At 51.9% G+C, this 18237-nt stretch carries 17 protein-coding genes and 1 tRNA gene; 7 read left to right on the top strand and 11 right to left on the bottom strand.

The genetic code is table 11. From position 1 onward, the window contains the following. Positions 1-58: 58 nt before the first annotated feature. Positions 59-134, top strand: a tRNA-Lys gene (locus EH228_RS12930). A 129-nt stretch (positions 135-263) separates the two neighbouring features. On the opposite strand, the gene EH228_RS12925 is transcribed toward EH228_RS12930, so the two are convergent. After that, positions 264-1184, bottom strand: coding sequence for a LysR family transcriptional regulator (locus EH228_RS12925; RefSeq protein WP_152322068.1), 921 nt, complete (start codon positions 1182-1184; stop codon positions 264-266). Between the two features lie 96 nt (positions 1185-1280). On the opposite strand from EH228_RS12925, the gene EH228_RS12920 reads away from it, so the two are divergent. Then, the gene (locus EH228_RS12920) at positions 1281-2306 is read left to right on the top strand and encodes a bile acid:sodium symporter family protein (protein WP_152322067.1); all 1026 of its coding nucleotides are present in this window, start codon (positions 1281-1283) and stop codon (positions 2304-2306) included. Between the two features lie 131 nt (positions 2307-2437). On the opposite strand, the gene EH228_RS12915 is transcribed toward EH228_RS12920, so the two are convergent. From EH228_RS12915 to zipA, 3 genes are all read right to left on the bottom strand, one after another. Continuing rightward, positions 2438-2653, bottom strand: coding sequence for a DUF3820 family protein (locus tag EH228_RS12915; protein WP_152322066.1), 216 nt, complete (start codon positions 2651-2653; stop codon positions 2438-2440). 1 nt (position 2654) lies between these two features. Next, on the bottom strand, positions 2655-4673 hold the full coding sequence (ligA, locus tag EH228_RS12910; protein WP_152322065.1) for an NAD-dependent DNA ligase LigA: 2019 nt from the start codon (positions 4671-4673) through the stop codon (positions 2655-2657). A 113-nt stretch (positions 4674-4786) separates the two neighbouring features. After that, positions 4787-5758 carry a cell division protein ZipA gene (gene zipA / locus EH228_RS12905; RefSeq protein ID WP_152322064.1) on the bottom strand — a complete coding sequence of 324 codons (972 nt, stop codon included), beginning with the start codon at positions 5756-5758 and terminating at the stop codon, positions 4787-4789. A 218-nt stretch (positions 5759-5976) separates the two neighbouring features. Between zipA and cysZ the strand changes: the two genes are divergently transcribed. The 5 genes from cysZ (at position 5977) to crr (ending at position 10985) form a co-directional block, all read left to right on the top strand. Then, entirely contained in the window at positions 5977-6738 is a 762-nt protein-coding gene (gene cysZ / locus EH228_RS12900; protein WP_152322063.1) for a sulfate transporter CysZ, read from the top strand. A 132-nt stretch (positions 6739-6870) separates the two neighbouring features. Beyond that, positions 6871-7842 carry a cysteine synthase A gene (gene cysK / locus EH228_RS12895; RefSeq protein WP_152322062.1) on the top strand — a complete coding sequence of 324 codons (972 nt, stop codon included), beginning with the start codon at positions 6871-6873 and terminating at the stop codon, positions 7840-7842. Positions 7843-8230: 388 nt separating this feature from the next. Continuing rightward, positions 8231-8488, top strand: coding sequence for a phosphocarrier protein Hpr (gene ptsH / locus EH228_RS12890; RefSeq protein ID WP_125289603.1), 258 nt, complete (start codon positions 8231-8233; stop codon positions 8486-8488). A 222-nt stretch (positions 8489-8710) separates the two neighbouring features. Next, positions 8711-10438, top strand: coding sequence for a phosphoenolpyruvate-protein phosphotransferase PtsI (gene ptsI, locus EH228_RS12885; RefSeq protein ID WP_152322061.1), 1728 nt, complete (start codon positions 8711-8713; stop codon positions 10436-10438). Between the two features lie 43 nt (positions 10439-10481). After that, positions 10482-10985, top strand: coding sequence for a PTS glucose transporter subunit IIA (gene crr, locus EH228_RS12880; protein WP_152322060.1), 504 nt, complete (start codon positions 10482-10484; stop codon positions 10983-10985). Between the two features lie 103 nt (positions 10986-11088). Here the strand turns inward: crr and EH228_RS12875 are convergent, their stop codons facing one another. The 7 genes from EH228_RS12875 to EH228_RS12845 form a co-directional block, all read right to left on the bottom strand. Continuing rightward, positions 11089-12438: an ATP-binding protein gene (locus tag EH228_RS12875; protein WP_152322059.1), complete on the bottom strand. Its 1350-nt coding sequence runs from the start codon at positions 12436-12438 to the stop codon at positions 11089-11091. After that, positions 12435-13115, bottom strand: a complete 681-nt coding sequence (locus EH228_RS12870; protein WP_152322058.1) for a response regulator transcription factor — start codon at positions 13113-13115, stop codon at positions 12435-12437. Before EH228_RS12870 ends, EH228_RS12875 begins: the two co-directional genes overlap by 4 nt. Before the next feature lie 206 nt (positions 13116-13321). Then, a complete protein-coding gene (cysM, locus tag EH228_RS12865) occupies positions 13322-14203 on the bottom strand; it encodes a cysteine synthase CysM (RefSeq protein WP_152322057.1) in 882 nt (293 codons plus the stop codon). A 78-nt stretch (positions 14204-14281) separates the two neighbouring features. Continuing rightward, entirely contained in the window at positions 14282-15370 is a 1089-nt protein-coding gene (gene cysA / locus EH228_RS12860; RefSeq protein WP_152322056.1) for a sulfate/thiosulfate ABC transporter ATP-binding protein CysA, read from the bottom strand. Further along, entirely contained in the window at positions 15367-16236 is an 870-nt protein-coding gene (cysW, locus tag EH228_RS12855) for a sulfate/thiosulfate ABC transporter permease CysW (RefSeq protein WP_152322055.1), read from the bottom strand. Before cysW ends, cysA begins: the two co-directional genes overlap by 4 nt. Further along, positions 16236-17069 (bottom strand): sulfate/thiosulfate ABC transporter permease CysT, encoded by an 834-nt coding sequence (cysT, locus tag EH228_RS12850; RefSeq protein ID WP_152322054.1) that lies wholly within the window; start codon positions 17067-17069, stop codon positions 16236-16238. Before cysT ends, cysW begins: the two co-directional genes overlap by 1 nt. Continuing rightward, positions 17069-18085: a sulfate ABC transporter substrate-binding protein gene (locus tag EH228_RS12845; protein ID WP_152322053.1), complete on the bottom strand. Its 1017-nt coding sequence runs from the start codon at positions 18083-18085 to the stop codon at positions 17069-17071. The genes cysT and EH228_RS12845 overlap by 1 nt, the downstream gene beginning before the upstream one ends. Positions 18086-18237: the final 152 nt, after the last annotated feature.

The raw sequence follows: 18237 nt of genomic DNA, 5'->3' as shown, positions 1-18237 counted from the left end.
AGCATCTCCTTTACACGGAGGGGGTCGGCGGTTCGAGCCCGTCATCACCCACCATTTCGGGTCGTTAGCTCAGTTGGTAGAGCAGTTGACTTTTAATCAATTGGTCGCAGGTTCGAATCCTGCACGACCCACCAGTGTAAGAAGGCGCCCTAAAGGCGCCTTTTTGCTATTTGTGATTCGGCAGGGGTCAAACCTACAGCAGATCGAGTCGAACACAGTGAAACAACGTTGCCCGCGGCAACTTATTCGCGGAACGTTTTTATCTAAAATGCTGGCGTATTCTCACGTTGCCGGGTCAGCAACACTGCCTGTTGGCGCACTTCCTGCCAGATAGCATCGGCGGCGGGTGTCAGCGAGCGGTTTTTGCGACGCACCAGCATAATCGTCCGGTTGATTTCCGGGACCATGCGTTTGACCAGTAACGGCCGTCCCTGCGGTAGCGGCAACGCCAGCGCTGGCAAAATACTGATGCCGATCCCCGCTTCCACCATGGGATAGAGCGTTGCCGGATGGCCAATTTCCTGAACTATCTCCGTTTGCACCTGCTGCCCCTTCAACGCTTCATCGATCAACACCCGGCTTCCCGAGGTGTAATCCTGTAGTACCAGTAAACGCTGGTTCAGCATCTGCCAGCTGACAACCTGCTGCTGTGCCAGCGGGTCGTCCTGACGGCACAACAGCAGGAAAGGTTCATCCAAAATCGCTTCGCACTCAAACTCTTCTGGCGACAACGGCCCAATGACGATGCCAAAATCCACCTCTGCGTTATGAATGCTTTGTAAAACCCACTGCTGTGGCCTGTCGCGCAGCATCACCTTAATGTCTGGAAAGTGAATCTGACTGGCTGCCAGGCATTGCGGCATCAGATGTGCTGAGATAGTCTGACTGGCTGCCACTCTCACCGTACCGCTGCGTTGCTGGCCATAACGGCGCACATCCAGAAGCGTGGTGTTCAACTCTTCCAACAGACGTTCCAGGCGGCTGGCAAGTTGTATACCGGCTTCAGTCAGCACCACTTCCCGCGTGGTACGGTCCAGTAAACGAATGCCCATCTCATTTTCCAGCTCTTTAATACTGTGACTGACCGCCGACTGGCTCAAACCGATGATCTGCCCGGCCTGGCTGAAGCCCTTGTGGTGGGCGACGGCGACAAACACGCGAAGTTGGCGTAAAGAATAATTCATCTATTTTTCTCATATATTGATTCAATAAATTAATTTTATTTATAAACCTGTCCATCGCACAATAGCGTTATCGCTTTTTTTAACAGGGCATTAACAATGCGTTTTTTTCGTCTCGATCCACTGATGATCAAACTGATTATTACCGTACTGCTGGCTTCCTTTCTGCCCGCTCGCGGTTATTTTGTCGATATCTTTGAATGGCTGACCACCGCGGCCATTGCTTTGCTGTTCTTCATGCACGGTGCCAAGCTGTCACGCGAGAAAATTATTGCAGGCGGCAGCCACTGGCGTTTGCACCTGTGGGTGATGATCAGCACCTTTGTAATTTTTCCGCTCCTCGGCCTGCTGTTTGTCTGGTGGCATCCTCTCCCGGTCAGCACGGCAATCTATACCGGTTTTCTCTACCTGTGTATTCTGCCCGCGACAGTACAGTCAGCCATCGCGTTGACCTCGCTTGCCGGAGGTAATGTTGCTGCGGCGGTTTGTAGCGCCTCAGCATCAAGCCTGCTGGGTGTGTTTATCTCCCCTCTGCTGGTTGGCGTGGTGATGAACATCCATAACGATGCGGCAGGAGGGAATCTGCAGCAAATGGGGAAAATCATGCTGCAACTGCTGCTACCGTTCGTGCTGGGCCATATCTCACGCCGTTGGATCGGGGGTTGGGTTGAAAAACACCGTGGACTGATTGGCAAAACCGACCAGATGTCGATTCTACTGGTGGTCTACTCCGCATTCAGTGAAGCGGTGGTCAACGGTATCTGGCATCGTGTTGGCGTCGACACGCTGCTCTATATTGTCGCCGGAAGTCTGAGCCTGCTGTTTGTGGTGTTGCTGATTAACCTGCTCGCCGCACGGCTATTCGGCTTTAACCGCCAGGACGAGATTACCATTCTGTTCTGTGGTTCGAAGAAAAGCCTGGCCAACGGGGTGCCAATGGCCAATATTCTGTTCCCCTCCGCCTCTGTAGGTATCCTTGTGCTGCCGTTAATGATCTTCCATCAGGTCCAGTTGATGGTCTGTTCACTGCTGGCTCAATGCTATAAAAGGGCGGGAGAAAAACAGATAGAAAAGCAGCAAAAGGCAGACAAACCAGCTAAGGCCGTGGTTGAATCACAAAAGTAAACGCATCCAATGGCTAACAACGCGCCTGCGTGAGAAACGCAGGCGTCTGAGTCATGCAGATTCCCGGCTGCATTCACGCCAGGGATTCAGCCAGGCGCTAACGCGCCATTGAACGCCAGCCACTGTAAAATTCAGCCCTTTTTCAGCGGCTTCACTAACCCTTCCAGGCCTTCAATTTTGATTGCCAACGTCAACTGCATTAACTCGCCCAGATGGCCGACCGGGAATTCACCCTTACGGGCGAACCACAACAGATAAGGTTCTGGCAGGTCGATAAGCACCCGCCCCTGGTATTTACCAAAAGGCATCTCGGTGTTGGCGATTTCAATCAGGTGCTCTTTTTCCATATTATTCACCCAACAGGCGGATCATTTCAGCTTCATCGATAACGGTAATCCCCAGTTCCTGTGCTTTTGCCAACTTCGATCCAGCGGCTTCTCCGGCAATGACCAGATCGGTTTTCTTTGAAACACTGCCGCTCACCTTTGCCCCCAACGCGGTCAGGCGGTCTTTCGCCTCATCGCGGGACAATATGGACAATGAACCGGTCAGTACAACGGTTTTACCGGCAAAGGGACTGTCAATTTCTTCCGCTTTCACCACGCTCACTGCGGGCCAGGTGATACCCGCCTCCTCAACTAACTGGCGGATAACCTCGCGGTTACTCTCTTCATCCATGAAATTACGCACGTGGGCAGCGACCACCGTACCGACATCCGGTACCGCAATCAATGCGTCCAGATCGGCTGCAATAATCTTTTCCAGCGAACCAAAATGCGCCGCCAGGTTTGCTGCGGTCGCCTCACCCACTTCGCTGATCCCCAATGCATAGAGGAAACGGGCCAGTGTGGTGTGTCTGGCTTTCTCCAGAGCATTAATCACATTTTGTGCAGACTTTGTTCCCATGCGTTCCAGACCCGACAGTTTATTTACCGTCAGGCTGAACAAATCCGCGGGCGTTTTGACGTACTCTTTCTCCACCAGTTGGTCGATGATTTTGTCGCCCAAACCGTCCACGTCCAGCGCGCGCCGTGAGACAAAATGTTTTAGCGCCCCTTTCCGTTGCGCCCCGCAAGTCAGGCCGCCGGTGCAGCGGGCCACCACCTCGCCAGACACGCGTTCAATATCGGCGCCACAAACAGGACAATGAGCCGGAAACACCACGTCTCTGGCATCTTGTGGACGTTCGGCTTCAATAACGCCAACCACCTGCGGGATAACATCTCCAGCACGACGGACCACCACGCGGTCACCAATACGCAACCCCAGCCGTTCGACTTCATCGGCGTTATGCAATGTCGCGTTGCTGACCATTACGCCCGCTACCTTAACCGGCTCCAGTCGGGCCACCGGGGTAATAGCACCGGTACGCCCCACTTGAAACTCTACATCACGTACGGTAGTCATCTGTTCCTGAGCAGGGAACTTAAACGCCACCGCCCAACGCGGCGCGCGGGCGACAAAACCCAGTTGCTCCTGCAGATCCAGTGAATCGACCTTGATAACCACGCCGTCAATATCAAAACCGAGCGTGGCACGCTGTTGTTCGATTTCCCGGTAGAATGCCAGCACCTCCGCGGAAGTCTGGCACAGGCGGATATGCTCACTGACCGGCAGACCCCAGGCTTTAAATTGCTGCAAACGCGCCAGATGGCTACGCGGTATCTCGCCGCCTTCCAGCAGGCCAGCACCATAGCAGAAGAAGGTCAACGGGCGTTTGGCGGTAATCCGGGGGTCAAGCTGGCGCAGTGATCCTGCCGCTGCATTACGTGGATTAGCGAAAACCTTACTGCCCGTACGACGCGCCTGTTCATTCAATGCTTCAAAACCAGCCTGAGGCATAAAAACCTCACCGCGCACTTCAATTCTCGCCGGGAGATTCTCCCCGTGGAGACGCAATGGAATGGCGTGGATAGTACGGATGTTAGCAGTAATATTTTCACCGGTAGTCCCATCGCCCCGAGTTGCCGCACGGACCAGCACGCCTTCTTCATAAAGCAGACTGACCGCCAGCCCATCCAGTTTTAACTCGCAGCAAAAGGTAATGTTATCGCTGCTTTTCAGACGATCCTGCACGCGCTTGTTAAACGCCAGATAACTCTCCTCATCAAAAGCGTTATCCAGTGACAACATCGGCACTTCATGGCGTACCGGTTCAAATGCGCTCAATGGCGCCGCCCCGACACGCTGAGTCGGCGAATCTGATGTGATCCACTCCGGGTGAGCCTCCTCCAGTGTGCGCAGTTCGCCCATCAGACGATCATATTCCGCATCCGGCACTTCTGGCTCGTCCAGTACGTGATACTGGTATTCGTAACGACGCAGCAGGGTTTGCAGCGCGATCATTTTTTCTTGTACGGATTCCATAGCGGCACCATAGCGATAAAAAACCCCCGACAGGCGGGGGTCTTGTTATACAGGGAAAATACTGCCTCTTTTAGCGTTTTTGTTCCGCAAAAGGCTTAGGGTATCTCCGGCATTCAGGCATTAGCCTCAATCACCTCACGAATACGGCTCTTATAGGTTTCCAGCTTTTGAGGCGTCATCATTCGACGCTGATCATCCAGCACCACGCCACCCACATCGTCGGCGATACGCTGGGCTGATTGCAGCATTAACTTGAAGTTCTGATTTGCATCGCCATAAGACGGCACCATCATAAAGATCGAAACACCAGGCGTGGAGAAATCAGCCATTTCATCCGGATTAAATGACCCGGGTTTAACCATGTTTGCCAGGCTGAACAACACCGGGCCACTGCCCGTCGGGTTCAGATGTCGATGGAAAATGTTCATTTCACCAAACTGGAATCCTGCCTGTAACACGCTCTGTAACAACGTCTCGCCATTCAGCACCCCTCCTGCATGAGCCCCCACATGGAGAACCAACACGGTTTCTTTACGCGGTTCCTGCTTCGGCTCAACCGGCTGTTCCACGGTTTTCGGCTGTTCTTCACCCTCTGGCACCGGCGAGCGCGGCTGCCCGACCGGTTCAGATGGCGAACGAGACACGGTAGGCTGCTGTTGACGAACCGGTTCGTTTACGGGGTCTTCATCATCAAACTCTGGCTCTGGCGCGTGTGGCAACTCACCGCCGAACAGAGGATCAAGCTCCGGCTGTTGATCAATTTGCGGCTGATGGCGAGCAGGTTCCGGCGGTACATGTACACGCGGTTTCGATTGACCTGCAAGAGCGTCGTCATGGTCTAAGGCACCAATAGCAGGCTCATTATCTTCTTCCCCACGCGCACGACTACGCTGGACGCGCACTTCCCCCACCCCATCATCGACATCGTCGAATGGCTCTTCTCTGTCCTGCTTTAAACGCTTGTGGGGACGATCGCGAAAAACAGACGAGCGCTCTTTACGGCTGGTCCACAAGCCGTGAAGAAGAAGCGCTATTATAGCGATCGCGCCAACAACGATTAATATAAGACGCAAATCCTGCATCATTGTATTCTCTGTTGTTCCAATACCTTGCCACCGCGGCAAACTTTATCCTCTAACTGTATTTGCCCCGGTTCACAAGTGCAAGTCCGTGCAGTATTTTCTGACAAATAAGCAGGGATCAACACGGTTTTTTGCTGTTTTTTCGTCCAAACCACCACGACTCAGCGCAAAAGGCTGAGTTATGATAGCGCCGCAAGGTCGCAAAATAAGGAAAATCGGACATGACCACTCACTCAACAGATACCACCACTAACGGTATCCACTATTTCACTCAGGGATGGCAGTTGATCCGTCTGCCAGGCATCCGGCGTTTCGTCATTGTGCCTTTATTGGTGAATATTCTGCTGATGGGCGGTGCCTTTATCTGGCTCTTCAGGGAGTTGAACCACTGGATTCCCGCGCTGATGTCCTATGTTCCGAACTGGTTGCAGTGGCTCAATTACCTGCTCTGGCCGCTGACGGTGGTTTCGATTCTACTGGTGTTCAGCTATTTCTTTTCTACCATTGCCAACTGGATAGCCGCCCCATTTTGTGGGCTACTGGCCGAGCAGCTTGAAGGCAGACTGACTGGCAAACCACTGCCGGACAGTGGTTGGGCCGGTATAGTGAAAGACCTCCCCCGTATTATGAAGCGTGAATGGCAGAAACTGGCATGGTATCTGCCGCGGGCCATCGTCCTGTTACTGCTCCATTTCATTCCATTTTTTGGTCAGACAGTAGCGCCGTTATTATGGTTCCTGTTCAGCGCCTGGATGCTCTCTATTCAGTATTGCGACTACCCTTTCGATAACCATAAAGTGAGTTTCCGTCAGATGCGCAGCGCGCTTAAACAGTACAAAACCGATAACATGCAGTTTGGTGCGCTGGTCGGGCTGTTTACCATGATTCCGATTCTTAACCTGGTCATCATGCCAGTGGCTGTCTGCGGCGCGACGGCGATGTGGGTCGATCGCTACCGCAGCTCGCTGGGACGGGCGAAGTAGGCCTTATGCCTTTTTCATTTTCCCTTATTGCTGCATAACATATATATATACGATTTCCTTACTTCCCTGGAAAACTGAACGAGGTATGCTCATAGCATTCCCATATTTCATACAGTTAGTTAAGGACGGGCCATGAGTAAGATCTACGAAGATAACTCATTAACTATCGGTCATACGCCGCTGGTTAGACTGAACCGCATCGGTAACGGTCGCATTCTGGCAAAAGTGGAATCCCGCAACCCCAGCTTCAGCGTAAAATGCCGTATCGGCGCCAATATGATTTGGGACGCGGAAAAACGCGGTATTTTGAAACCTGGCGTGGAACTGGTTGAGCCTACCAGCGGTAATACCGGCATCGCTCTGGCCTATGTTGCCGCTGCTCGCGGTTATAAGCTAACCCTCACCATGCCGGAAACCATGAGCGTGGAACGCCGTAAATTGCTGAAGGCGCTGGGGGCAAACCTGATACTGACTGAAGGCGCCAAAGGTATGAAAGGCGCGATTGCTAAAGCGGAAGAGATTGTTGCCAGCGATCCGGACAAGTACGTGTTGCTTCAGCAATTCAGCAACCCGGCAAATCCGGAAATCCATGAAAAAACCACCGGTCCTGAAATCTGGGAAGATACCGATGGTGAAGTGGATGTATTTATTGCGGGTGTGGGCACTGGCGGAACGTTGACCGGTGTCAGCCGCTACATCAAAAATACCAAAGGTAAAAAAGCGTTAATCACTGTTGCCGTGGAGCCAACCGACTCTCCGGTGATCACCCAAACACTGGCGGGTGAAGAAGTCAAACCAGGTCCGCACAAGATCCAAGGCATCGGCGCTGGGTTTATCCCTGGCAACCTTGATTTGAATCTGGTTGATCGCGTGGTGACCATCACTAACGAAGAGTCGATTTCCACCGCACGTCGCCTGATGGAAGAGGAAGGTATCCTCGCCGGTATCTCTTCCGGTGCCGCCGTTGCCGCCGCGCTGAAGTTACAGGAAGATGAAGCCTTCGCGAATAAGAATATTGTGGTGATCCTGCCCTCTTCTGGTGAACGTTATCTGAGTACCGCGCTGTTCGCTGATTTGTTCACCGAGAAAGAATTGCAGCAGTAATGATGCCATTCGTGCGAATTTGTCGAAAAAAGCACCCTGTTGGGTGCTTTTTTGTGGAGTTCGTCAAAGTTTTGTCACCCAGACAATTGCTTTTACCCTCAGGTGTCTGGTATCTAAGCAGCCAATTATTTCGATCTGCGAAATTAATCGCTACGAGAGATAGATCAAGCTGAATCGATTTACTGATTTGGCGCAGCGACGCAAATCACGGCATAATAGGGCGGGTAAACCCTTGGTTTTAACCCTGTCGCCTACTCGCCTTTATCAGAGCATTTTTTTGGGGTGCGTTATCGTACGCAAACCAGTGCGACATATCCAGGCTAAAGTCCGACCGCCAGGCTAGACTTTAGAACGACAACACCAAACCAAATTAAGTTGGGGAAATATAATGTTCCAGCAAGAAGTGACTATTACCGCACCTAACGGTCTGCACACTCGTCCTGCCGCTCAGTTCGTGAAAGAAGCCAAAGCCTTTGTCTCTGAAATCACCGTAACCTCTAACGGCAAATCAGCCAGCGCGAAAAGTCTGTTCAAGTTGCAGACGCTGGGTTTGACGCAGGGAACTGTTGTTACTCTGTCAGCTGAAGGTGAAGATGAACAAAAAGCTGTTGAACATCTGGTCAAACTGATGGCAGAGCTCGAATAAGCACCATTTCTCACGCGCGGCCTTTCAGGCATATTTTGTCGACATATTGATCGCGGACAGCATGTCCGCGTTATCGCTTGTGTAGAATACCTCACGGTGTCAAACGACGGTAAATCAGTGTGTTTTATATGTTCTGATTATGGCGGGTCCGTTGAGTAGATTTGGCCGACAGTTTCCGGAAAGATTGCCCAGGCAATTATCCGTTATTAAAAAGGTAGGGTTATGATTTCAGGCATTTTAGCATCACCGGGTATCGCTTTTGGTAAAGCGCTTCTGCTAAAAGAAGATGAGATAGTTATCAACCGGAAAAAGATTTCTGCCGACCAGATTGAGCAGGAAATTCAGCGTTTTCTTGATGGTCGTAGCAAAGCTGCCACGCAGTTAGAAGCGATCAAAATCAAAGCCGGAGAAACCTTCGGCGAAGAGAAAGAAGCCATCTTCGAAGGCCACATCATGTTGCTGGAAGATGAAGAGCTGGAACAGGAAATCATAGCCCTGATTAAAGATGATCTGTCGTCTGCCGACGCAGCGGCATTCTCGGTCATTGACGGCCAGGCGAAAGCGCTGGAAGAACTGGATGATGAATACCTGAAAGAACGTGCAGCTGATGTGCGTGATATTGGTAAGCGTCTGCTTCAAAACATTCTGGGCCTGCATATTGTCGATCTCAGCGCGATCAATGAGGAAGTGTTGCTGGTCGCCAGGGATCTGACGCCCTCAGAAACCGCGCAGCTGAATCTGGACAAAGTGCTGGGCTTTATTACCGATCTGGGTGGCCGTACTTCACACACCTCGATCATGGCGCGTTCTCTGGAACTGCCCGCTATCGTCGGAACTGGCGATGTCACCAGCCAGGTCAAAAACGGTGATTACCTGATTCTGGACGGCGTCAACAATCAGATTTACGTTAATCCGTCACAGGATAAAATCGACGAACTCAAAGCCATTCAGCATCAGTACGTGACGGAGAAAAACGAGCTTGCCAAACTGAAAGACCTGCCCGCAATCACGCTGGACGGTCATCAGGTTGAAGTCTGCGCTAATATCGGTACCGTGCGCGATGTGGCGGGGGCTGAGCGTAACGGCGCTGAAGGCGTCGGTCTGTACCGTACTGAATTCCTGTTTATGGACCGTGATTCTTTACCCAGCGAAGAAGAACAGTTCCAGGCCTATAAAGCCGTGGCGGAAGCTATGGGGCAGCAGGCGGTTATTGTCCGCACCATGGATATTGGTGGCGACAAAGACTTGCCCTACATGAACCTGCCAAAAGAAGATAACCCGTTCCTCGGCTGGCGTGCTATCCGTATCGCCATGGATCGTCCGGAAATTCTGCACGCTCAGTTGCGCGCTATTCTGCGTGCTTCCGCCTTCGGTAAGTTGCGCATTATGTTCCCGATGATTATCTCAGTGGAAGAAGTTCGCACCCTGAAAGGCGTGTTGGAAGAGTTGAAAGCGCAGCTGCGTAACGAAGGTAAAGCGTTTGATGAAACGATTGAGACGGGCATTATGGTGGAAACACCGGCTTCAGCCGTCATCGCTCATCATCTGGCGAAAGAAGTCGATTTCTTCAGTATCGGTACCAACGACCTCACGCAATATACCCTGGCGGTCGACCGGGGTAACGATCTGATCTCCCATTTGTATAATCCGATGACGCCATCCGTGCTGAAGCTTATCAAGCAAGTTATTGATGCATCTCATGCTGAAGGAAAATGGACAGGGATGTGTGGTGAGCTGGCGGGCGATGAACGTGCTACACTACTGTTACTGGGAATGGGGCTGGATGAATTCAGCATGAGTGCCATTTCTATCCCACGTATCAAGAAAATTATTCGTAATACGAATTTTGAAGATGCGAAAACTTTAGCGGAGCAGGCTCTGGCTCAACCAACAGCGGAAGAGTTAATGAATCTGGTCAATAAGTTCATTGAAGAAAAAACACTCTGCTGATAGCTGGTAACGCTGGCCCAATATTACTGCTTAGGAGAAGATCATGGGGTTGTTTTCAAAACTTTTTGGTGACAAATCAGATGCCACATCTGGTGCCATTGAGATCGTAGCACCGCTATCCGGAGAAATAGTTAATATCGAAGATGTACCGGATGTGGTGTTTGCGGAGAAAATTGTTGGCGACGGTATCGCTATCAAACCCACAGGCAATAAAATGGTCGCGCCGGTCGATGGCACCATCGGTAAAATCTTCGAAACCAATCATGCCTTTTCTATCGAATCCGATAGCGGTATTGAACTGTTTGTCCATTTCGGCATTGATACAGTTGAGCTGAAAGGCGAAGGTTTCAAGCGTATCGCTGAAGAAGGGCAAAAAGTGAAGAAAGGCGACGTCGTCATCGAATTCGATCTGCCCCTGTTGGAAGAAAAAGCGAAATCCACACTAACGCCGGTTGTTATCTCAAATATGGATGAGATCAAAGAACTGGTGAAACTAACCGGTAGCGTAATCGTGGGTGAAACGCCGGTTATCCGCATCAAAAAATAATCACCACGCAACCGCGAAGAAAGAGCTGAAAACCTCCTGAACTATCAGGAGGTTTTTTTATTCTATCTCTCTCACGGGCGCCTAAAATCCAGCGACCTCACAATTAAACCATCCAATGCGGCAGACTCAGCGTGAGTTCCAGTCCACCATTCTGACCGTTTACCGCGCTGACTTCTCCCTGATGAGCTTGCAGAACCTTACGTACGATAGACAATCCCAGCCCATATCCTTTATCCGAGAGTGGTGAATTTACCCGTACAAACGGGTCAAAAATACTGGAAATTTTATCAGCATCCACCCCGGGTCCCTGATCACTCACGATGATATTCAGCCAGCCATTTTCCTGGCGCAGGACAATTTTCACTTGCTGCCCATGCTGGGAGTAACGCAGCGCATTGCGAACCACGTTTTCCACTGCAGAACGGATTAACATCGCATCCCCTTTCACCGTGTAGTCACTATTCTCATCGGCAAAAAGCAGAATCTCCACCCCTGGAATCTGTGCCTCATAGCGAACATCGTTCGCCACCACTTCCAACAATCCCAGCAGATCGAAATACTGTTCATCCGGCAGATTTTTGTGCTCAACACGCGACAAAGTAAGCAGTTCACCGATCATCTTATCTAACCGACGCGCCTCTTCATCAATACGGTCAAGCGACTGCTCCACTGACGCCGGGGTTTGTCTTGCCAGACCGGTCGCCAGCTGCAAACGCGCCAGGGGTGAACGGAGTTCATGGGATACATCATGCAGTAACTCTTCACGCGCCTGCACCAGCACGGAGAGGCGCTCCACCATGGCATCAAAGTCCTGTGCCACAACCGACATCTCATCGTGACGGTGGCGCATCTTCGGAAACAGACGGACAGACAGATCACCTTTGGCGACACGATCGAAAGCAGCCCGTAACTGGTGCATCGGTCTGGTCAGATTCCAGGCGAGGAGCAGACTGAACAACAACCCTCCTCCACCACCAATAAACAGAAAGGGGTCTGGAACGTTGAGGAAACTACGCCGTGGCCCCCCCATATTGCTGTCTTCACGTAGTCCCTGAACGTCATACCGTACCCGATACTGTTGACCATCTGCGCCCGTCACCCATTCAACCACTTCATTAGGGAAAACACCCGGCTTTAAATCCCGCAGCAAATCGCCATGAGGATGCGCCTGTGACGGCCCCTGTATCTGTTGTACCGAGAAGAAACGCCGATCGCTGTCAGACCAGTCGGCCATCATGTCGTTCAGCGCGTCCATTCCGCCTCGCTGCAACACAGAAACCGCTGACGTCATCTGCAAATTCACAATGCGACGCGCCGCCAGATTTTCTGGCGGCTCATGATGTCTGCCATACAACTGGAAACCCAGCCATAACAACTGACTCATGATCAGAAAGGTCAACCAAAAACCCAGCAGGATTTTCCAGAACAAAAATCCACGAAAGCCAGCTTTCATCGGATGCGATAACCTATGCTGCGTACAGTCTCAATAATGATGGTGTCGTTAGTTAAGGCGGACAGCTTCTGGCGGATATTACTGATGTGCACGTCGACACTGCGGTCATAGGCTTCACGAGGACGCCCCAGACCTTTCTCCGACAGTTCATCTTTTGAAACAACACGATCAGGCGAGCGGATCAGCAGACCCAACAGGTTAAACTCAGAAGCGGTTAAATCAAAAGGCTGTTTTTTCCATTCACTGATGCGAGTCGCTGGATTAAGCGTCAGTTCACCCCACCTGATCGGCTCTTTGTTCTCCGCCACCGCGGGTTGTTCTTCGACACGACGCAGGACAGCACGCAGTCGTGCAACCAGTTCACGTGGATAGCATGGTTTTGGCACATAATCATCGGCCCCCATTTCCAGTCCAATCACTCGATCGATATTATCGCCTTTGGCCGTGAGCATGATAACCGGCAACCGGCAGTTTTGGCGTACCTGTCGCAATACATCAATACCGCTCATATCTGGCAACATAATGTCCAGAATCATCGCGCTGTATTCACCGGACATCGCGCCTTCAATCCCTGCCTGACCACTCAGTACCAGCGAGGCATCAAACCCTTCGGCTATCAGATACTGACTGAGCATCGTGCCCAGTTCCAGATCATCATCGACCAGTAAAATTTTCATGTGCAGCCTCTCAAATGAAATAGCCGCTATTTTCACCTGTCAGGCAAAGATTCGCAGCCTGTTTTACCTAATTCTTACAGTGTATCAATTGAACTATAATGCCAACATACTCAGAGAAAATAACACATTGAAATGGCGGATAATGTGAAGAACAGCAGGGACAAAGAGACTCATTGGCAGCAAAAAGTATCAGGGGATAAATATGCTTAAGCCTGGTAGATGCCAGTGGATAAATAACGATCTCCGCGATCGCAAATGATCGCCACAATAATACTACCGGGTTGTTCTTCCGCGAGTTGTAATGCCCCCGCGACTGCGCCACCGGAGCTGACGCCACAGAAGATCCCTTCACGCTGAGCCAGTTGTCGCATTGTTTTCTCAGCGGTGCCCTGGGCCATATCGATTATCCTGTCCACCAAATCCGGGCGGTAAATACCCGGCTGGTAGGCTGCGGACCAGCGGCGAATCCCCGGAATATTGCTGCCTTCAGCGGGTTGCAAACCGACAATCTGTACGCTGTCACTCTGCTCTTTCAGGAAACGTCCCACGCCGGAAATCGTTCCGGTCGTCCCCATGCTGGAGACAAAGTGGGTCAATCGCCCGGCGGTTTGCTGCCAGATTTCCGGCCCGGTAGTGGTGTAATGACCCAGCGGATTATCAGGATTATTAAACTGATCCAATACCTTACCTTCGCCACAAGCCTGCATTTCTTTCGCCATATCCCGGGCGCCTTCCATACCCAATTCACAGCTGACCAGGATAAGTTCAGCCCCATAAGCGCGCATTGCCGCCTGGCGCTCGCTGCTCATATTCTCCGGCATCAACAACTTCAGCGTGTAACCTTTCATTGCTGCGATCATGGCTAACGCAATACCGGTGTTACCGCTGGTAGCCTCGATCAACACATCACCGGGCTGGATATCTCCGCGCTGTTCGGCCATCTGTATCATCGAGAATGCCGCGCGATCCTTCACCGATCCCGCGGGATTATTGCCTTCCAGCTTCAACCAGATCTCACTGCCACGGGGAGTGAGGCGCTGCAATTTGATCAGCGGCGTGTTACCGATAGTGTTTTCAAGCGTTGTCACGGTGCAATGTCCCTGGAAAGCGCCAAGCCCTGGCAAAAAAAAGGTCAGGCAAGCCTGACCCTGTCCCGCTAGAAAATATCAGGCACTTTGGGCAAAGGCAACCTGTCGCAGCGAGGTTTCACCTTTGTACAACCGTGCCTGCTGTAATCCGACAAACAGACGCTCACCGCGTATCGGTGCCGTCTGGCCACTGTCCATCACCAACGTGACCGGTTCATGGCCCCAGCCAACAGGTTGCACCACCATCTGCCAATAGTGTCCACGCGGACTGACTTCAAGTACCTGCACCGGTAATGGCGTTTCCAGGCTACTCTGGCGACTGATATCGATTTCCCAGGGACGCAGAAACAACTCAACCGCCCCCTGATACGCTGGCGTATAGTTCAGCGGCCAGTGGTGGGCGCCAACGTGGAACTGCGAACCATGTACTTCACCATCGAAGCGGTTGACCTCCCCCAGAAACTCCAGAACAAAACGGGTCGCAGGTTCACGCCACACATCATCCGGTGTGCCGATCTGTTCAATATGACCCTGGCTCATCACCACGACCCGATCAGCCACTTCCATCGCCTCTTCCTGATCATGGGTGACAAATACGCTGGTAAACTGCAACTCTTCATGCAACTGACGCAGCCAGCGGCGTAATTCTTTACGCACCTGAGCATCCAACGCGCCGAAGGGTTCATCAAGTAATAAGATTTGTGGTTCAACCGCCAGGGCGCGAGCCAGCGCCACACGCTGCTTCTGTCCGCCAGACAGTTGTGCCGGGAAACGCCCCGCTAAATGGCCGAGCTGCACCATCTCCAGCAAGCGCGTGACTTTTTCTTTGATAACCGTAGTGGAAGGACGCTCACGACGTGGTAACACCGTCAAACCAAACGCGATATTGTCGAACACTGTCATGTGGCGAAACAACGCGTAATGCTGAAAAACAAAGCCAACGTGGCGATCACGGGCATGCAGTTGCGTCACGTCATTACCGTGAAAACTGAGTCGTCCACTACTCTGGCTTTCCAGGCCAGCGATAATACGCAACAGGGTGGTTTTCCCGGAACCGGACGGTCCCAGCAGCGCCACCATCTGACCAGAAGGGATTGCCAGTGAAATATCGTTCAGTACCTTCGTGCGACCAAACGATTTGTTAATTTTAGCGATTTCAATACTCATGATTCCCCTTCCTGTTGCAAACGTGCGTTCTGACGTGCTAAACGCCATTGCAGCGCGCTTTTCAGAAATAGCGTCGCTATTGCCATCAAGGTCAGCAGGCCCGCCGCAGTGAAAGCACCGACGATATTGTAATCCTGATGCAACAATTCAACTTGTAATGGCAGCGTGTACGTCTCGCCACGTATCGATCCCGATACCACCGAGACCGCACCAAATTCACCAATTGCACGGGCATTGGTCAGTACCATCCCATACAGCAGCGCCCAGCGAATATTCGGCAACGTCACGCGCCAGAACATCTTCCAGCCGGATGCGCCCAACAACACCGCTGCTTCATCTTCATTGCTGCCCTGACTGAGCATCACTGGCACCAGTTCACGGACCACAAAAGGACAGGTGACAAAAATAGTCACCATCGCCATTCCCGGCCAGGAAAACATCAACTGAATATTATGGGCATCCAGCCAGCCGCCGGCAGGGCCGTTCACGCCCCAGAACAGCAAATACATCAGCCCTGCCACCACTGGCGACACGGCAAAAGGAATATCAAACAGCGTCAGCAATAGTTGGCGCCCGGGGAAAGTAAAGCGTGTCACCAGCCAGGCCAGTAACGTACCAAACACCAGATTGGCTGGCACGGTAATCAGCGCCATCAGTACCGTCAACCCAATTGAGTGCAACATGTCACCGTCTTTCAGATTGCTGAACATTGCTGTGACGCCGTCAGAAAAAGCACTGGCGAAAATAGCAATTAACGGCACCACCAACAGGCCAAAAGAGACCAGCATACCCACAGCAATCAGGATCCATTTACTCCAGTTAGCAGGGCTGCGCGCGGTACTTTTCAGTTCGGTTATATCCGTCATTAATGACCTCCCAGACGGCGACCAAAACGGCTTTGTAACGTATTAATCACAAACAGCAATATCAGCGAAGCGGCCAGAATCACCGAAGCAATCGCGCTGGCCGCCGGATAATCGAACTCTTGCAAGCGCACAAAAATCATCAGTGACGTCACTTCGGTTTTCCAGGCGATGTTACCGGCAATGAAAATAACCGCGCCAAACTCGCCAATACTGCGGGTAAAGGACAGCGCGGTTCCGGCCAGCAAGGCTGGCGCCACTTCCGGCAACACGACACGGCGGAAACTCTGAAATGGACTGGCCCCAAGGGTTTCCGCCGCTTCTTCATATTCAGGCCCCAGTTCTTCCAACACGGGTTGCACGGTGCGCACCACAAAGGGAATGCTGGTGAAGGCCATCGCTACCGTGATACCCAGCCAGGTGTAAGAAACTTTGATATCGAACTGCGCCAGCCATTGGCCATACCAGCCATTAACAGAAAACAGCCCAGCCAACGTCAGACCGGCTACGGCGGTTGGCAGCGCAAAAGGCAGATCCATCAGGCCATCCAACAAGGTGCGACCGGGAAAACGATAACGCGTGAGGATCCAGGCCATCAGCATACCGAAAAATGCATTGAAAATAGCCGCTACGCCCGCCGACAGCAGCGTGACTTTATAGGCCGCCACCATCTGCGGATTCGTCACCACTTCCCAGTACTGAGCCAGCGTCATATGCGACAATTGCATCAATAACGCACTGATCGGCAATAACAGGATCAGGCAGGTGAAAAAAAGACTGCTACCCAGGCTGATACCAAAGCCAGGCAGAACACGCTTACTCTTGGTGGCAAACATCACTGGTGCCCCGCTGCTAACAACTTATCCAGTTCGCCACCGCTGGCAAACTGCGTTTTCATCACCTGATCCCAACTGCCGAAAACATCGCTCACCTGGAAAAGGTCGACCGATGGAAAACGATCCTTTTGTTGCGCCATTAACTCAGGATTGTTCACGCGATAGTAATACTGCGTGATGATCTTCTGCGCCTGCGGACTGTAAAGATAGTTCAGGTAAGCTTTGGCCGCGCGCTCAGTATGGTTGGCGGCGATATTTTTATCGATCCACGCCACCGGAAACTCGGCAAGAATATTGGTTTTCGGCACGATTATCTCATAGCCATCTTTGGCGTACTGATGGCGAATGTTATTCACTTCCGATTCAAAACTGATCAACACATCACCCTGCCCGCGCTCAACAAACGTTGTGGTGGCACCACGGCCACCGGTATCGAACACCTCAACATTGTTCAGTAAGCGGGTCATAAACTGTTCAGTTTTAGCCCTGTCTTTACCATTGGCCTTGTCTGCCGCCCCCCAGGCCGCCAGCCAGGTATAACGACCGTTACCAGAGGTTTTTGGATTCGGAAACACCAGTTTCACGTCGCTTCTGACCAGGTCGTCCCAGTTGTAGATATGCTTTGGGTTCCCTTTGCGTACCAGGAAAGCCATGGTGGAGTAGAACGGTGAACTGTTGTTCGGCAAACGTTGCTGCCAGTCTGCCGGGATTAAGTTGCCCCGGTCATGCAGAATCTGCACATCAGTCACCTGGTTGTAGGTCACCACATCCGCTTTCAGTCCCTGCAAAATAGCCAGCGCCTGTTTAGAAGAACCGGCATGCGACTGCCTGATGGTCAACTTATCGCCGGGATGCTGACGGGCCCATTGCTGCTCAAAGGGGGTGTTAAGCGCGACAAACAGCTCGCGAGAGACGTCATAAGAGCTGTTCAGCAGCTCGGTGGCCTGGGCAGAACCCGCCAGCAGCATGGTGAAAACCGCTCCACTGAGAAACTTTTTCATTATCGGTAACGTCATTTAGCACCCTGAAAAACAGCCCGGCTCACGGCCTGAAGAACAGTCAGTTTATTTATAACCCCACTAAAAGCAGTAACAGTTTTATATACCGTTTGGTGATTTGGAAGTTTAAAAAGCTATAAGCGAATGGAATTGCTTATGCAGAGGGTGGG

The organism is Erwinia endophytica (genome assembly GCF_009295515.1).
GTDB classification, from domain to species: domain Bacteria; phylum Pseudomonadota; class Gammaproteobacteria; order Enterobacterales; family Enterobacteriaceae; genus Erwinia; species Erwinia endophytica.
Note: the sequence above shows the minus strand (reverse complement) of the source record. Positions and strands in the feature narration are given on the sequence as shown.

What these genes read in the sequence shown, in the direction of transcription:
- EH228_RS12925 (WP_152322068.1), bottom strand. Translation starts at nt 1,184, where the DNA reads ATGAATTATTCTTTACGCCAACTTCGCGTGTTTGTCGCCGTCGCCCAC.
- EH228_RS12920 (WP_152322067.1), top strand. Translation starts at nt 1,281, where the DNA reads ATGCGTTTTTTTCGTCTCGATCCACTGATGATCAAACTGATTATTACC.
- EH228_RS12915 (WP_152322066.1), bottom strand. Translation starts at nt 2,653, where the DNA reads ATGGAAAAAGAGCACCTGATTGAAATCGCCAACACCGAGATGCCTTTT.
- ligA (WP_152322065.1), bottom strand. Translation starts at nt 4,673, where the DNA reads ATGGAATCCGTACAAGAAAAAATGATCGCGCTGCAAACCCTGCTGCGT.
- zipA (WP_152322064.1), bottom strand. Translation starts at nt 5,758, where the DNA reads ATGATGCAGGATTTGCGTCTTATATTAATCGTTGTTGGCGCGATCGCT.
- cysZ (WP_152322063.1), top strand. Translation starts at nt 5,977, where the DNA reads ATGACCACTCACTCAACAGATACCACCACTAACGGTATCCACTATTTC.
- cysK (WP_152322062.1), top strand. Translation starts at nt 6,871, where the DNA reads ATGAGTAAGATCTACGAAGATAACTCATTAACTATCGGTCATACGCCG.
- ptsH (WP_125289603.1), top strand. Translation starts at nt 8,231, where the DNA reads ATGTTCCAGCAAGAAGTGACTATTACCGCACCTAACGGTCTGCACACT.
- ptsI (WP_152322061.1), top strand. Translation starts at nt 8,711, where the DNA reads ATGATTTCAGGCATTTTAGCATCACCGGGTATCGCTTTTGGTAAAGCG.
- crr (WP_152322060.1), top strand. Translation starts at nt 10,482, where the DNA reads ATGGGGTTGTTTTCAAAACTTTTTGGTGACAAATCAGATGCCACATCT.
- EH228_RS12875 (WP_152322059.1), bottom strand. Translation starts at nt 12,438, where the DNA reads ATGAAAGCTGGCTTTCGTGGATTTTTGTTCTGGAAAATCCTGCTGGGT.
- EH228_RS12870 (WP_152322058.1), bottom strand. Translation starts at nt 13,115, where the DNA reads ATGAAAATTTTACTGGTCGATGATGATCTGGAACTGGGCACGATGCTC.
- cysA (WP_152322056.1), bottom strand. Translation starts at nt 15,370, where the DNA reads ATGAGTATTGAAATCGCTAAAATTAACAAATCGTTTGGTCGCACGAAG.
- cysW (WP_152322055.1), bottom strand. Translation starts at nt 16,236, where the DNA reads ATGACGGATATAACCGAACTGAAAAGTACCGCGCGCAGCCCTGCTAAC.
- cysT (WP_152322054.1), bottom strand. Translation starts at nt 17,069, where the DNA reads ATGTTTGCCACCAAGAGTAAGCGTGTTCTGCCTGGCTTTGGTATCAGC.
- EH228_RS12845 (WP_152322053.1), bottom strand. Translation starts at nt 18,085, where the DNA reads ATGACGTTACCGATAATGAAAAAGTTTCTCAGTGGAGCGGTTTTCACC.